Consider the following 15,320-nt stretch of genomic DNA (forward strand, 5'->3'; position numbering starts at 1 on the left):
CTCCAGCCAGCCCATCGGAAGCACGGGAAGAGATGTCGGCACCGAACAAGTCGTACGACCCTGTCGAGGTCGAGGCACTGAAACCGGAAGAGATCGAGCGCATGCGGGACGAGGCGCTCGCCGCCTTCGCGGCCGCCGGCGACCTCGACGAACTCGCGCACGCGAAGACCGCCCACGCCGGCGGCACCTCGCCGCTCGCCCTCGCCAACCGCGAGATCGGCGCGCTGCCCCCGCAGGCCAAGGCCGAGGCGGGCAAGCGCGTGGGCCAGGCCCGCGGCGCGGTGAACAAGGCGTTCGCGGAGCGCCTCGCCCAGCTGGAGGCAGAGCGCGACGAGCGGGTACTGGTCGAGGAGGCGGTGGACGTCACCCTGCCCTACGACCGCGTGCCGGCCGGCGCCCGCCACCCCCTGACCACGCTGATGGACCGCATCGCGGACATCTTCACGGCCATGGGCTACGAGGTCGCCGAGGGCCCCGAGGTCGAGGCGGAGTGGTTCAACTTCGACGCCCTCAACTTCACGCCCGACCACCCCGCGCGGCAGATGCAGGACACCTTCTTCGTCCGCGGCCCCGAGGGCGTCGAGGGCGACGAGTCCGGTGTCGTCCTGCGCACCCACACCTCGCCGGTGCAGGCCCGCTCGCTCCTGGAGCGCCGCGAGCCGCCCGTGTACATCGTCTGCCCGGGCCGCGTGTACCGCACCGACGAGCTCGACGCGACGCACACCCCGGTCTTCCACCAGGTCGAGCTGCTCGCCGTCGACGAGGGCCTGACCATGGCCGACCTCAAGGGCACCATCGACCACATGGTCAAGTCGCTCTTCGGGGACGACGTCACCACGCGCCTGCGCCCGAACTTCTTCCCGTTCACCGAGCCGTCCGCCGAGATGGACATGCAGTGCTACGTGTGCCGCGGCGCGTCGGTGGGCAACCCCGACCGCCCCTGCCGCACCTGCTCCAGCGAGGGCTGGATCGAGCTCGGCGGCTGCGGCATGGTCAACCCCAAGGTGCTCACCGCCTGCGGCGTGGACCCGGAGAAGTACAGCGGCTTCGCCTTCGGCTTCGGCATCGAGCGGATGCTGATGTTCCGGCACAACGTGGAAGACATGCGAGACATGGTCGAGGGTGACGTCCGGTTCACCCGGCCGTTCGGGATGGAGATCTGATGCGGGTCCCGCTTTCGTGGCTGCGGGAGTACGTCGACCTGCCTGCGGGCGAAACCGGTCGTGACGTGCAGGCCAAGCTCATCGACGCCGGTCTGGAGGTCGAGACCGTCGAGCAGCTCGGCGCCGACCTCACCGGCCCCCTCGTCGTCGGCCAGGTGCTGACGATCGAGGAGCTGACCGAGTTCAAGAAGCCGATCCGCTTCTGCACCGTCGACGTCGGCACCGCCAACGGCACCGGCGAGCCCCAGGAGATCGTCTGCGGCGCCCGGAACTTCGCCGTCGGCGACAAGGTCGTCGTGGCCCTGCCCGGCGCCGTCCTGCCCGGCGACTTCGCGATCGCCTCGCGCAAGACGTACGGCAGGACCTCCAGCGGCATGATCTGCTCCGGCGACGAGCTCGGCATGGGCGACGACGGCACGCACGGCATCATCGTGCTGCCGCCGGAGCACGAGGCCGGCACCGACGCGATCGAGCTGCTGGAGCTGCGCGACGAGGTCCTCGACATCGCCGTCACCCCCGACCGCGGCTACTGCCTGTCGATGCGCGGCGTCGCCCGCGAGACCGCCACCGCGTACGGCCTGCCGCTGCGCGACCCGGCGCTCCTCGACGTGCCCGCCCCGAACTCCTACGGCTACCTCGTCAAGGTCTCCGACCCGGCCGGCTGCGACCGCTTCACCGCGCGCACCGTCACCGGCCTGGACCCCGAGGCGAAGTCCCCGATCTGGCTCAAGCGCCGCCTGCAGAAGGCCGGCATGCGCCCGATCTCCCTCGCCGTGGACGTCACCAACTACGTGATGCTGGAGCTCGGCCAGCCCCTGCACGCCTACGACCGCGCCCGCCTCGACGGCGCGATCGGCGTGCGGCGCGCCGAGCAGGGCGAGGTCCTCACCACCCTCGACGGCGTCAAGCGCACCCTCGACGCCGAGGACCTGGTGATCACCGACGACAGCGGCCCGATCGGCCTCGCCGGCGTCATGGGCGGCGCGAACACGGAGATCGCCGACGCCGCCGCCGACCCGGAGACCGGCCAGGTCGCCGGCACCACGGACGTCGTCATCGAGGCCGCCCACTTCGACCCGATCGCCATCTCGCGCACGGCCCGCCGGCACCGGCTGTCCTCGGAGGCCTCCAAGCGCTTCGAGCGCGGCGTCGACCCGCAGGCCGCCTCGGCCGCCGCGCAGCGCACCGTCGACCTGCTGGTGCTGCTCGCCGGCGGCACCGCCGAGGCGGGCGTCACCGAGCTGACCGCGCCGGGCGCGCCGCGGACCGTCGCGATGCGCGCCGACCACCCCGACCGGGTGGCGGGCGTCGCGTACGGCCGGGAGACGGTCGTCCGCCGCCTCCAGGAGGTCGGCTGCGACGTCTACGGCCAGGACGAGCTCGTCGTCACCGTCCCCTCGTGGCGGCCCGACCTCGCCGAGCCGAACGACCTCGCCGAGGAGGTCATCCGGCTGGAGGGCTACGCCAACCTGCCCTCCACGCTGCCCCAGGTGCCCTCCGGCCGCGGCCTGACCGCCCGGCAGCAGCTGCACCGCCGGGTCGGCCGCGCCCTGGCCGGCGCCGGCTACGTCGAGGCGCTGAACTACCCGTTCATCGGCGAGCAGGTCTTCGACCAGCTCCAGCTGCCCGCGCACGACGCCTCCCGGGACGTCGTCCGCCTCGTCAACCCGCTCTCCGACGAGGAGCCGGCGCTGCGCACCACGCTGCTGCCCGGCCTGCTGGGCGCGCTGCGCCGCAACGACAGCCGCGGCTCGCACGACCTGGCCCTCTTCGAGACCGGCCTGGTCTTCCGGGCCGGCGAGAAGCCGGGCGTCGCCGTGCGGCTGCCCGTCGACCGCCGCCCCTCGGACGAGGAGATCGCCACGCTCGACGCGGCGCTGCCCGCGCAGCCGCGGTACGCCGCGGTCGTGCTGGCCGGGGCGCGCGAGCAGGCCGGCTGGTGGGGCAAGGGCCGCCCGGCCGAGTGGGCGGACGCCGTCCAGGCCGCGCGCCTGCTGGCCGCCGAGGCCGGTACGGACCTCGTCGTGCGGCAGGGCCAGTACGGCCCGTGGCACCCGGGCCGCTGCGCCGAGCTCGTCGTCACCATCGACGGGGTGGAGCAGGTCATCGGGCACGCCGGCGAGCTGCACCCGCGGGTCGTCAAGGCCCTCGGCCTGCCCGCCCGCACCAGCGCCATGGAGCTCGACCTCGACCGCCTCGCGGCGGCCGGCGGCACGCCCGTGGAGTCGCCGCGGATCTCCTCCTTCCCCGTGGCCACCCAGGACGTCGCCCTGATCGTCGACGCGTCCGTCCCGGCAGCCGACGTCGAGGCGGCGCTGCGCAAGGGCGCGGGCGAACTCCTCGAATCGCTGCGGCTGTTCGACGTCTTCACCGGCGAGCAGGTCGGCGGGGGCAAGAAGTCCCTGGCGTACGCGCTCCGCTTCCGGGCGGCCGACCGCACGCTGACCGCCGAGGAGTCCACGGCGGCCCGCGACGCGGCGGTCGCGCTGGCGGCCGAGCGGACCGGCGCGGTGCTGCGCGGCGCGTAAGCGGCCGCGGCCTGCGCCGCCGACCGGTGCGCCCGGTGAGGGGCGCCTCCACCACGGAGGCGCCCCTCACTCGTTCGGGTGCAAACCCCGGTGACCCGTGTCCTCTCGCGTGACGGGCCGGGACAATCGTTGCGCCGGGTGCCCACAGCGGGCAGACACAGGAGTCCCAAGGGATGATCACGCGCGGGGAGATGCCCCAGCCGCGCCGGGCGTGCGTCCCCGCAGGGGGCGGCGCCACGGCGTACCGGGAGCTGCCCGGCCCCGGCCGGTGGGCGCACAGCCTCGCCGGCACCGCGGCCTTCCTGCTCCTGGCCGCCGGCTGCGCGCTCCGGGTCCGCCGTGACCTCCTCGCCCGCCTGCGCCGCTCCCAGGAGGTCGCCGAAGCCGCCCAGCGGGCACTGCTGCGGCCCCTGCCTGCGCGGCTCGACGGCCTCGCCCTGGCCGGCGCCCAGCTCTCCGCGACCCGCGGCGCCGCGATCGGCGGCGACCTCTACGGCGCCGTGCCCACCGCGCACGGCGTCCGCGTCGTCATCGGCGACGTACGGGGCCACGGGCTGCCCTCGGCGGCCGCGGCCGCCGCCGTGCTCGGGGCCTTCCGGGAAGCCGCGTACGACGAGCCCTCGCTGGCCGGGGTGCTGCGCCGGATGGAACGCGCCCTGGGCCGGCACGTCCGCGACCGCGCGGCGGCCGGGCACGCCGCCGGGGCCGCGGCGGCCGGGTCCGCCGCCGAGGAGTTCGTGACCGTGCTCCTCCTCCAGGTCGCCGAGGACGGCACGCTGACCGCCCTCAACTGCGGCCACCCCTGGCCCTATGTGCTGCGTGCGCGGGCGGCCCCCCGGCCCCGCGGGGCACTGCCGCCCGCCGCGGCCGCCCGCACCGCCGCAGACGCCGTCCCGGCGGCCCCGCTCCCGGTGCCCGCGCCCGCCTGCCCCTGGCCGGACGTACGGGCCCTGGACGGCGGCGATCCGCTGCCCCCGCTCGGGGTGGCGCCCGTACCGGACGGGCTCGAGGCGGGGGGCTGCGGCCGACTCGGGCCCGGGGACGTGCTGTTCCTGCACACGGACGGCGCCGAGGACGCCCGCGACGCGGCCGGCCGGTTCTTCCCCCTGCCCCGCATCCTCGCCGGCATCGCCGCCCGGCAGCCGGCGGCCACGCCCGCGCGGCTGGTCGCGGGCGTGCACGCGGCGCTGCTGCGCCACACCGGCGGGCACCCCGCGGACGACGCCGCCCTGCTGGCGGTCCGCAGCGACCGCTGCGCCTGACCCTTCGGCCGGGAACCGCACACCGGGCCCCGGTGGGAGGGCCCGGCGCGCGTTCCCGCCGGCTCGCGCCCGGGCCCGGTGACCAACCGGGCGCCGGCGGAGCCGGGGTGCGCCGCCCGCCGGCCGTGGAGTGTCGGGCAGACAGCGGACGGGCGGCGCGGGTGGCGGGTCGTCGCACTGTACGAGGGGGAGCCGACGACCCGTGCGGCCTCTTGGCGAGGCTCTTCAGTGAACCGCCCCCGGGGCTCCCCGCGGCAGGGTACGCATCGCATTTATGCGCGTACTCGGTTCGCACCCCGTGTGAAGGCCGCACCCACTAGCCTGGTCCGGACGAGCCCTTGGAGGGGCCCATGCAGCCCAACGCCCTGCTCGACGCCCTCCTCGCCGAGGCGGGCATGTCCCATGCAGGACTCGCCGCGCACGTGAACCAGGCGGGCCGCTCCCGCGGGCTCGCCCTGCGCTACGAACACACCGCCGTCAACCGGTGGTTGAAGGGTCAGCGCCCCCGCGGGCAGGTCCCCGACCTGATCTGCGAGGTGCTCGGGGGCCGGCTGCGCCGCCCGGTCTCCCTCGACGACGTCGGCTTCGGCGTACCGGGCCAACCGGCCGGCCCGCACGCCTCCCCGCTCAGCGGCTTCGTCGACCGGGCCGCGGCCCTGTGGCGCTCCGACGAGCAGGGCCGCTTCCCCCTGCACGCGGCGCCCGCCCTCACCGGCACGCCGGCCGTCATCCCCGTCTGGGAGTGGGAGAACCCGCCCGAGGACGCCGACGTCTCCCGCGACGGGCCCCTGCGCGTCGGCCCCGGGCACATCGAGGTCCTCCGCGCCGCCCGCGCCCACTACGAGCTGATGTACCGGCGGGCCGGCGGCATCGCCACCCGCGCCCGCATCGTCCGCTTCCTCGGCAGCGAGACCGCGCCCCTGCTCCGAGGCAGCTACCCCGACGATCTCGGCCGCCGCCTGCACCGGGCCGCCGGCTCCCTCGTCGCCGTCGCCGGGATCTGCGCGTACGACTCCGACGCGCACGGCCTGGCCCAGCGCTACTTCCACCAGGCGCTGCGGCTGGCCAAGGCCAGCGGCGACCGCGGACTCGGCGCCTACGTCATCGCCCTGCTGGTCAACCAGTCCCTCCACCTGCGCGACCACCGCCAGGCCGTCGCGTTCGCCGAGACCGCGCTGCGCGCCGCGGGCCGCCACACCACCGCGGCACTGGCCGCCGACCTGTACGCGATGCAGGCCAAGGCGTACGCCCAACTCGGGGACACCGCCGCCGCACTGGGGTGCATCCGGCACGCGGAGGCCGCCGCCGAGCGGATCCGCCCCGGCTGCGAACCCGACGAGACCGGCTACGTCCAGCCCGGCCTCGTCAACGTCCAGGTGGCGGAGGCCCTTCTCAGCCTCGGGGAACTCGACGCCGCCCACGAGCAGGCCGCGGCCGCCGTCGGCACCCCGGCGCACGACCGCGGCCGGGTCCACCGGCTCGCGATGCTCTGCGAGATCCAGCTGCGCCAGGGCGAGGCGGACCGGGCGGCCGCAGCAGCCGCCGAAATGGCCGAACGGGCCAAGGGGATGGAGTCGCAGCGGCTCCGCGACCGGATGCGCGCGGTCCGCGAACAGCTGCTGTCCAGCGGGTGTTCGGGCGCGGAGGAGACGGCCCGCCTCATCGACGGTGCGCTGAGCGTCCCGCTGTGACCGCTCGGGCCGCCGCCGGTCGCGCGGGCGGGGCCCCGGCCGCCGCCGGAGCGGCCGGGCTGCTCCCGGGGCGCCGGGGTCAGTTGTACGGGTAGAAGCCCGAACCGGTCTTGCGGCCGAGGCGGCCGGCGTCGACCATCCGCTGGAGCAGCGGGGGAGCGGCGTACAGCGGCTCCTTGAACTCGGCGTACATCGAGTCGGCGATCGAGGCCACGGTGTCCAGGCCGATCAGGTCGGACAGCTTCAGCGGGCCCATCGGGTGGGCGCAGCCGAACTCCATGCCGTTGTCGATGTCCTCGCGGCTGGCGATGCCCGACTCGAACATCCGGATCGCGGAGAGCAGGTACGGGACGAGGAGGGCGTTGACGACGAAGCCCGACCGGTCCTGGGCGCGGATGGCGTGCTTGTCGAGCACGTTGTGCACCAGGGCCTCGGCCCGCTTGATGGTCTCCTCGCCCGTGGTGAGGGCGGGGATCAGCTCGACGAGCTTCTGCACGGGCGCCGGGTTGAAGAAGTGGATGCCGATGACCTGGTCGGGGCGGGAGGTCGCGACGGCCAGCTTGACCAGCGGGATCGACGAGGTGTTCGAGGCGAGGATGGCGTCCCGGCGGGTGACGACCTGGTCGAGGACCTGGAAGATCTCCGTCTTGACCTGCTCGTTCTCGACGACCGCCTCGATGACCAGGTCGCGGTCGGCGAACTCGCCGAGGTCGGTGGTGAAGGAGAGGCGGGCCAGGGTGGAGTCCCGCTCCTCCTCGCTGATCTTGCCGCGGGCGGCGGCCTTCGACAGGGAGCTCTGCAGCCGGGTCCGGCCGATCTCCAGGGCCTCGCCGGTGGTCTCGGCGACCTTGACGTCCAGTCCGCTGCGGGCGCAGACCTCGGCGATGCCAGCGCCCATCTGGCCGCAGCCCACTACGCCGACTCGGGTGATGTCGGAAGGGAGGTCAGTCACTTCGTGCCTTTCGCTGGTCATCGGTGGGCGGGTCCCCCGTTCGTGCAGTGGTGACTGCTTCCGGCGCCCGCCACGCCCCCCGACGTTACCCCCGACCCTGCCCGTGGCAGAGGGCCGGGGCGGGCATGCTGACCCCACGCAGGAGATGTCACGCAGAGGAGCGGAGCGAGCACATGACGCACATGGGTCGACGGGGGCTGCTGGCCGGAGCCGCGGGGGCGCTGGCGTCCGCCGCGGCAGGGCAGGCGCAGGCCGCGCCGCGCGAGGACGGGGCCCGGGCGGCCGGGGCGCAGGGCAGGGCGCCCGGCCCGGCGGGGGAGCGGCAGCGGGAGCGGGCCGGCGGGGGGCGGAGGGGCGGGGCGGAGTTCCGCGGGATGTGGATCGCCTCGGTCCAGAACGTCGACTGGCCCTCGCGGACCGGCCTGTCGGCGGCGCGGCAGCGCGCGGAGCTGACCGCCCTCTACGACACCGCGGTCGAGCGCCGCCTGAACGCGGTGGTGCTCCAGGTCCGGCCCACCGCCGACGCCATGTGGCCCGGAGCCCGGGAGCCCTGGTCGCAGTGGCTGACCGGGGTGCAGGGCGGCGACCCGGGCTGGGACCCGCTGGGCACGGCCGTCGCCGAAGCCCACGCCCGCGGGCTGGAGTTCCACGCCTGGTTCAACCCGTACCGGGTGGCCAACACCCACGCCGACCCGGCCCGCCTCGCGGCCTCGCACCCGGCGCGCCGCAACCCCGGCTGGACGGTGGCGTACGGCGGCAAGCTGTACTACAACCCGGGGCTGCCGGAGGTGCGGGCCTTCGTACAGGAGGCCATGCTCGACGCGGTGTCCCGCTACGCGGTGGACGGCGTCCACTGGGACGACTACTTCTACCCCTACCCGGTCGCCGGCGAGGCCTTCGACGACGACGACGCGTACGCCCGCCACGGCGGCGGCTTCCCCTCGCGGGCCGACTGGCGCAGGCACAACACCGACGCGCTGGTCCGCGAGATGGCGGAGCGCGTCCGCACCGTGCGCCCCTCGGCACGCTTCGGCATCAGCCCGTTCGCGGTGTGGCGCAACCGGGACAAGGACCCGCTCGGCTCGGACACGCAGACGCTGGGCACGTACGACGACCTGTACGCGGACACCCGCAGGTGGGTGCGCGAGGGCTGGGTCGACTACGTCGTCCCGCAGGTGTACTGGCACATCGGGCACCCGACCGCCGACTACGCGAAGATCGTCCCCTGGTGGGCGCAGACCGTCGCCGGCACCGGCGTCGACCTCTACATCGGCGAGGGGCTCTACCGCTGCGACCCGCAGAGCGCGACGGCGGCGTGGCGCGACCCGGAGGAGCTGACCCGGCACGTGGCGCTCGCCAAGGGTTACGCCGAGGTCCGCGGCCACTGCTACTTCTCCGCGCAGCAGGTGGTCACGGACCCCACGGGGGCGTTGGCGCGGGTCGTCGCGGACCACCACCCGACGGCGGTGCCGCCGCGCTGAGCCGCCCCGGTCAGTGCCCGGGTTCCGCTGGGTGCTTCACCACGCAGTCGGGGCCCGGGGACATGACGGCCTCGTGGCCGTCCGCGAAACGGACCCGGTAAGGGGGGTTGCCGTTCTCGCCCAGCACCTGAGTGATCTCGCCGACCTTGTCGTGCTGCCCCACGATCCTGCCGTGTTGCACGAGCTGGTCGCCCTCGGTCGCGCGCATGCTGACCTCCTCCGAGGCGGTCTGGATCCGGTGACAGCAGTTTACGGCGATTCATCACGATTGAGCCCGCTGGGTGGCGGCGATGCAGACCAGCACCGCGCAGGCCGCGGCGGGGGCGGCCGGGGACAGCTGCTCGCCCAGCAGCGCCACCGACCACAGCAGCGTCAGCAGCGGCTGGGCGAGCTGGAGCTGGCTCGCGCGCGGGGCGCCGATCTCCGCCATCCCGCGGTACCACACGTACAGGCCGAGGAAGGTCGAGCCGACGGCCGCCCACAGCAGGCCCGCCACGCCGTGGACGCCGAGGTGTACCGGCTCGTACGCGAGCCCGGCCGCGGCTCCCGCCAGGTTGAGGGGCAGGCACGCCACCAGTGCCCAGCCGATGACCTGCCAGCCGGGCAGGTCGCGGGCCAGCCGCCCGCCCTCGGTGTAGCCGGCCGCGCAGGCGAGCAGCGCGGCGAAGAGGTAGCCGTCGCCGGCGGACAGGGAGCCGCCGCTCTGCGCCAGGGTGAAGGCGAGGACGACGGCGGCACCGGCGACGGCCGCGGCCCAGAAGCGGCGCGAGGGCCGGACGCCGGTCCGCAGCGCGGACAGGGCCGCCGTGGTCAGGGGCAGCAGCCCGACCACGACGGCTGCGTGCGAGGTGGTCGCGGTGGTCAGCGCCAGAGTGGTCAGCAGCGGGTACCCGACGACGACCCCGCCGGCGACGACGGCGAGGCCCGGCCAGTGCCGCCGCGCGGGCAGCGGGGCGCGGGCGGCGAGCAGGAACGCGCCCGCGACGGCGGCGGCGAGCACGCTGCGGACGGCGACGAAGGACCAGGGGCCGAAGCTCTCCAGACCCCAGGCGGTGGCGGGGAACGTCAGCGAGAAGGCGACGACGCCGAGGCAGGCGAGCACGGTGCCGCCGCGGGCGCTGCGGCGGGCGGGAGAGGCGGCGGGGGCGGTAGGGGCGGTAGGGGCGGCGGAGGCGGAGGCCGAGGCCGCAGGGGTCGCCGCCGTGCGGGAGCGGGCCGCGGGAGCGGGGCCGGCGACCGCTATCGGCGTGGACCGGGTAGCGCTATTCTGTGCTCTCATGTACGAGCGTAGCAGTGTGGCGGAGTTGGCGTCTTCCCTGCGTTCCGAGCTGGACCGCTACTCGGTCGGTGGAAAGCTGCCGTCGAGCCGCGCCCTGGTCGAGCGGTACCGCGTCAGCCCCGTCACCGTCTCCCGCGCCCTCGCCCTCCTCGCCGCCGAAGGCCTCGTCGTCACCCGCCCCGGCGCCGGCGCCTACCGCGCCCGCCCCCGTACGGCCGAACCCGCGCCCGGCGACACCTCCTGGCAGGAGGTCGCGCTGAGCGCCGAGGGCGCCGGCGACATCGTGCCCCGCTCCGTCGACGCCTCCGGCGTGCTCCACTCGCTGTCCGCCCCGCCTGCCGGGGTCATCGAGCTGAGCGGCGGCTACCTGCACCCCTCCCTCCAGCCCGAGCGCGCCATGGCCGCCGCCCTCGCCCGGGCCGGGCGGCGCCCCGGCGCCTGGAGCCGCCCGCCCGTCGAGGGACTGCCCGAACTGCGGGACTGGTTCGCCCGGGAGATCGGCGGGTCCGCCACCGCCGCCGACGTCCTCGTCACCGCCGGCGGGCAGAGCGCCCTCACCACCGCCCTGCGCGCCCTCGCCCCGCCCGGCGCACCCGTCCTCGTCGAGTCCCCGACCTACCCCGGCCTGCTGTCCATCGCCCGCGCCTCCGGGTGCCGGCCCGTGCCCGTCCCCGTCGACGCCGAGGGCGTCCGGCCGGAGCTGCTGGCCGCTGCGTTCGAGGCGACCGGCGCGCGGGTCTTCGTATGCCAGCCGCTGTTCCAGAACCCCACCGGCGCCGTCCTGTCCGCCGAGCGGCGCGCCGAGGTGCTGCGGACCGCCCGCGCCGCCGGGGCGTTCGTCGTCGAGGACGACTACGCCCGCCACCTCGCCCACGAGGACGCCGGCCCGCTGCCCGTCCCGCTGGCCGCCGAGGACCACGACGGCGTCGTCGTCCACGTCCGGTCGCTGACCAAGGCCACCTCGCCCAGCCTGCGCGTCGGCGCCCTCGCCGCCCGCGGCCCCGTCATGGACCGGCTGCGCGCCATCCAGGTCGTCGACAGCTTCTTCGTCCCCCGCCCGCTCCAGGAGGCCGCCCTCGAACTCGTCGGCGCCCCCTCCTGGCCCCGCCACCTGCGCACCGTCGCCGCCGAACTGCGCCACCGGCGCGACGTCCTCGCCGGCGCGCTGCGGCGCTCCCTGCCCGGACTGCACCTGGCCCACCTGCCCGCCGGCGGCTACCAGCTGTGGGTCCGGCCCGACACCGGGGACGACGCCGGGTTCGCCGCCGCCGCCCTGCGCGCGGGCGTCGCCGTCGCGCCCGGGCGCCCGTACTTCTGCGCGGAGCCCCCCGGCCCGTACGTCCGCCTCGGCTTCGCCGGGGTCTCCGGCGCGGCCGAGCTCGGCGAGGCCGTCCACCGGCTGCGCACCGCCCTCGGCGGCGGCGCGGACCCGGACCCCGGTCCGCACGACGCTTGACCCGCGGCGGCAGGCGCCCCACCATCACCGCATGAACGTTCGGGTCACGCTCGTCGCCGCAGCCCGCGCCTCCACGCTGCTCGCCGAGCGCTTCGACGACGACCGCCCACCGGACGGCGAGGGCTGGCGGGCCCTCGAATCCGCCGCCCACGAACTCGTCCCGCTCGCCGCCGCCGAACTGCGGTACTGCTCGCCCGGCCCGCGCAGCCGCGCCACCGGCCAGGCCCTCGGCTACGCCCCGCTCGCCCAGGTCGCCCTGCGCGAATGGGACATGGGGCGGTGGCGCGGCCTGACCCTCGCCGAGGTCGCCGCCCGCGAGCCGGGAGCGGTCGAGCGCTGGCTCGCCGACCCGCACGCCGCCCCGCACGGCGGCGAAACCCTGCTCGCCTTCATCGCGCGCATCGGCGGCTGGCTCGACTCCCGGCCCGCCGAGGACGGCGGCGCCATCGTCGCCGTCGCCGAGCCGTCCGCCGTCCGCGCCGCCCTCGTCTACGCCCTGCGGGCCGCCCCGCAGACGTACTGGAGCGTGGACGTCCGGCCGCTGTCCACCGTCACCCTCACCGGCAGCGCCGGGCACTGGCACCTCTCGCTCCAGGCCCGCGCCTGAACCCCGTACGGAAACCGGGTGGAACCCGGCCCGGAACCGCCCCTAGCCTGCGCACATGACCGGGATCAAGATCACCACCCTTGCGGAGCGCCCCGAACTCGCCGGGCGGCTCTGGGACATGCAGGACTCGTGGCCCGCCTTCGCCGAGCACGACCCGCTCGCCTGGCTGCTCTACCCGCGCATGGTCGCGGAGTTCCCCGAGTACATCCTGGTCGCCACCGAAGGCGACGCCATCGCGGCACGCGCCTTCAGCCTCCCCTTCGCCCAGCACGCCCCCGGCCGCGACGGCACCCTGCCCGCCCGGGGCTGGGACCAGCTCCTCATGTGGGCCTTCTCCGACCGGCGCCGCGGCACGGCCGCGGACACCGTCGGAGCCGTCGAGATCAGCGTCGACACCGCCCGGCAGGGCCGCGGCCTGTCCGGGGCCGTCCTGGCCGCGATGCGGGACAACGCGCGCGCCCGCGGCTTCGCCGAGGTCGTGGCACCGGTCCGGCCCAGCGCCAAGGCCGCCGAGCCCGACACGCCGATGCAGGAGTACGCGTACCGCACCCGCGACGACGGCCTCCCGTACGACCCCTGGCTGCGCGTGCACGTCCGCGCCGGAGCCGCCATCGACTCCGTGGCGCCGCTCTCGCAGACGATCAGCGCGCCGACCGCCGACTGGCGCGAGTGGACCGGCCTCCCCTTCGACACGCCCGGCCCGGTCCGCGTCCCCGGAGCCCTGGCCCCCGTCCACTGCCACCCGCAGGAGGGCTACGCGGTCCTCGTCGAGGCCAACGTGTGGGTCCGCCACTCCCTGACCTGAGACACCGCCCAGCGGGCGGCCACCGGCCGCGCGCCCGCCGCGCCGGACCTCCGCGGTCCGGTCTGCGGGGCCTGCGCCGGGCGCACGCGGTTCCGTACCCCGGGCGCACGCGGCTCCGTACGCCGGGCGGCGCGGGACGGGTGCCGTGGCTGCGCGCCCGCGCACGGGGGCGCCGCTTGCGCGCCCGGCGCCGCCGTCCCATAGTCCGAGGTATGGACGCGCGCGAGGCCGCGCTCCGGCGGGCCCACGACCATGCCGTCCGATGGCTCGCGAGCCTGCCCGACCGCCGGGTGCCCGCCCGCGCCACGGTCGACGAGGTGGTGCGCGCGCTCGGCCCCGAACTGCCCGACGGCCCCACCCCGCCCGCCGACGTCGTCGACCTGCTCGCCGGCGCCTGCGAGCCCGGCCTGACCGCCTTCCCCGGCGGCCGCTTCTTCGGGTTCGTCGTCGGCGGCACCGAACCGGCCGCGCTCGCCGCCGACTGGCTCGTCAGCGCCTGGGACCAGAACTGCGTGATGCGCACCGTCTCGCCCGCGCACACGGCCGTCGAGGACATCGCCGCCGCCTGGCTCCTGGACCTGCTGGGCCTGCCCGCCGGCAGCGCCGTCGGCTTCACCACCGGCGCCACCATGGCGAACTTCACCTGCCTCGCCGCCGCCCGCGACGCCGTCCTCGCCCGGGCCGGCCGCAACCCCGCCCGCGACGGCCTGGCCGGCGGCCCCCCGGTGCACGTCCTCGCCGGGGAGGACCGCCACATGGCCGTCGACCTCGCCCTGCGCTACCTCGGCCTCGGCACTCCCGCCCTCGTCGAGGCCGACGGGCAGGGCCGCATCCGGCCCGAGGCGCTGCGCCACGCCCTGGACGCCGCCGGGACGGACCCGACCGTCGTCGTCCTCCAGGCCGGCGACATCCACACCGGCGCCTTCGACCCGTTCGAGGAGGCCGTCCGTGCCGCGCACCGGGCCGGCGCCTGGGTGCATGTCGACGGCGCGTTCGGCCTGTGGGCCGCAGCCTGCCCGTCCCTCGCCCACCTGACGGCCGGCTGCGCCGGAGCGGACTCCTGGGCGACCGACGCCCACAAGACCCTGAACGTCCCCTACGACTGCGGCCTCGCCGTCGTCCGCGACCCGTCCGCCCTGCGCGCCGCCATGGGCCTGCACGGTGCGTACCTCATCCAGGACGACAGACAGGGCGATCCCGTCGACAAGGTCCCGGAACTCTCCCGGCGCGGCCGCGCGTTCACCGTGTGGGCCGCCCTGCGCTCCCTGGGCCGGACCGGCGTCGCCGACCTCGTCGACCGCCTGTGCCGGCACGCCCGCACGTTCGCCGAGGGCATCGCCGAGATCGACGGGGCGACCGTCCTGAACGACGTCGTCTTCACCCAGGTCTGCGCCGCCTTCGGCAGCGACGCCCGCACCGACCGCGTCCTCGCCCGCCTCCTGGACGAGGGCACGGCGTGGATCAGCGGCTCCACCTGGCGCGGCCGCCGCGTCATGCGCATCTCGGTGAGCAACTGGGCGACCACCCCGGAGGACGTCACCCGCACCCTGGCCGCAATCCACCGCGCCGCCACCTCCCCCTGACGCCCGCAGGAGCAGCGCGGGGCGGAACCGGACCCGCCCGGGCGGTGTCTGGCCGAGGGTGAAGAACTTCCTGTTCCCGGCCGTCCTCTGTGCCCCGGTCCTGGTGCCCTGCGTCATCCTGGGCGCTGTCGCCCTGCTGGTCCGACGGGCCCGCGACCAGCGGCCCACCGCCGGGCGTACGCCGGGCGCCGCCACCTGCGCGCTGGTCGCCGCCATCGCCGCCGCGGTGTCGTTCGGCGCCTACAGCCGGGGCGTGATGTCGGGGTTCTACATCCTGGACCCCGACCAGATGTGCGCGGCGCAGGGCGTGCGCGGCGACCGCATCGTGACGCGGTGGACGCTGCCGGTCAGCGCGCAGTGCGTCACCCGGGGCGGCGTGGGCACGGAGCTCGTGCCGACGTGGGTGAATCCCGTGGTCGTCACCGGTCTCGTCCTGTTCCTGCTCGCTCTCCTCACGGGGGCCGCCTCGGCCGTGCGGCAGCGCCTGGCACCGCGATAGCCGCGGCCGTGCGT

At 76.0% G+C, this 15,320-nt stretch carries 13 protein-coding genes; 10 read left to right on the top strand and 3 right to left on the bottom strand.

The genetic code is table 11. The features are described from left to right. Positions 1-32: 32 nt before the first annotated feature. The 4 genes from pheS to MUK52_RS25275 all read left to right on the top strand — a co-directional run bounded on the left by pheS (position 33) and on the right by MUK52_RS25275 (position 6,644). Positions 33-1,163: a phenylalanine--tRNA ligase subunit alpha gene (gene pheS / locus MUK52_RS25260; RefSeq protein ID WP_114056845.1), complete on the top strand. Its 1,131-nt coding sequence runs from the start codon at positions 33-35 to the stop codon at positions 1,161-1,163. After that, positions 1,163-3,691, top strand: a complete 2,529-nt coding sequence (gene pheT / locus MUK52_RS25265; protein WP_284580228.1) for a phenylalanine--tRNA ligase subunit beta — start codon at positions 1,163-1,165, stop codon at positions 3,689-3,691. Before pheS ends, pheT begins: the two co-directional genes overlap by 1 nt. Before the next feature lie 173 nt (positions 3,692-3,864). Then, positions 3,865-4,953 (top strand): PP2C family protein-serine/threonine phosphatase, encoded by a 1,089-nt coding sequence (locus MUK52_RS25270; RefSeq protein WP_284580230.1) that lies wholly within the window; start codon positions 3,865-3,867, stop codon positions 4,951-4,953. Between the two features lie 350 nt (positions 4,954-5,303). After that, positions 5,304-6,644, top strand: a complete 1,341-nt coding sequence (locus MUK52_RS25275) for an NsdA family TPR-like regulatory protein (RefSeq protein ID WP_284580233.1) — start codon at positions 5,304-5,306, stop codon at positions 6,642-6,644. Positions 6,645-6,723: 79 nt separating this feature from the next. Here the strand turns inward: MUK52_RS25275 and MUK52_RS25280 are convergent, their stop codons facing one another. Further along, complete coding sequence (locus MUK52_RS25280) at positions 6,724-7,617, bottom strand: 3-hydroxybutyryl-CoA dehydrogenase (protein WP_284580235.1); 894 nt, start codon at positions 7,615-7,617, stop codon at positions 6,724-6,726. Positions 7,618-7,769: 152 nt separating this feature from the next. On the opposite strand from MUK52_RS25280, the gene MUK52_RS25285 reads away from it, so the two are divergent. After that, positions 7,770-9,077 carry a glycoside hydrolase family 10-like protein gene (locus MUK52_RS25285; protein ID WP_114056840.1) on the top strand — a complete coding sequence of 436 codons (1,308 nt, stop codon included), beginning with the start codon at positions 7,770-7,772 and terminating at the stop codon, positions 9,075-9,077. A gap of 10 nt (positions 9,078-9,087) precedes the next feature. Here the strand turns inward: MUK52_RS25285 and MUK52_RS25290 are convergent, their stop codons facing one another. Both MUK52_RS25290 and MUK52_RS25295 read right to left on the bottom strand, forming a co-directional pair. After that, positions 9,088-9,285, bottom strand: coding sequence for a DUF1918 domain-containing protein (locus tag MUK52_RS25290; protein ID WP_114056839.1), 198 nt, complete (start codon positions 9,283-9,285; stop codon positions 9,088-9,090). A gap of 54 nt (positions 9,286-9,339) precedes the next feature. After that, positions 9,340-10,356, bottom strand: a complete 1,017-nt coding sequence (locus MUK52_RS25295) for a DMT family transporter (protein WP_114056838.1) — start codon at positions 10,354-10,356, stop codon at positions 9,340-9,342. Here MUK52_RS25295 and MUK52_RS25300 point away from each other — a divergent pair. From MUK52_RS25300 to MUK52_RS25320, 5 genes are all read left to right on the top strand, one after another. Then, the gene (locus MUK52_RS25300; protein WP_114056837.1) at positions 10,355-11,812 is read left to right on the top strand and encodes an aminotransferase-like domain-containing protein; all 1,458 of its coding nucleotides are present in this window, start codon (positions 10,355-10,357) and stop codon (positions 11,810-11,812) included. The two genes, MUK52_RS25295 and MUK52_RS25300, sit on opposite strands and share 2 nt — an antisense overlap. 31 nt (positions 11,813-11,843) lie before the next feature. Next, the gene (locus tag MUK52_RS25305; RefSeq protein WP_114056836.1) at positions 11,844-12,419 is read left to right on the top strand and encodes a histidine phosphatase family protein; all 576 of its coding nucleotides are present in this window, start codon (positions 11,844-11,846) and stop codon (positions 12,417-12,419) included. Between the two features lie 55 nt (positions 12,420-12,474). Further along, positions 12,475-13,224, top strand: a complete 750-nt coding sequence (locus MUK52_RS25310; RefSeq protein WP_114056835.1) for an N-acetyltransferase — start codon at positions 12,475-12,477, stop codon at positions 13,222-13,224. Positions 13,225-13,436: 212 nt separating this feature from the next. Then, a complete protein-coding gene (locus MUK52_RS25315; RefSeq protein ID WP_284580242.1) occupies positions 13,437-14,807 on the top strand; it encodes a pyridoxal phosphate-dependent decarboxylase family protein in 1,371 nt (456 codons plus the stop codon). A gap of 58 nt (positions 14,808-14,865) precedes the next feature. Continuing rightward, positions 14,866-15,306, top strand: a complete 441-nt coding sequence (locus MUK52_RS25320) for a hypothetical protein (RefSeq protein WP_284580244.1) — start codon at positions 14,866-14,868, stop codon at positions 15,304-15,306. Positions 15,307-15,320: the final 14 nt, after the last annotated feature.

Source organism: Streptomyces sp. 2P-4 (assembly GCF_030167965.1).
GTDB lineage: Bacteria > Actinomycetota > Actinomycetes > Streptomycetales > Streptomycetaceae > Streptomyces > Streptomyces globosus_A.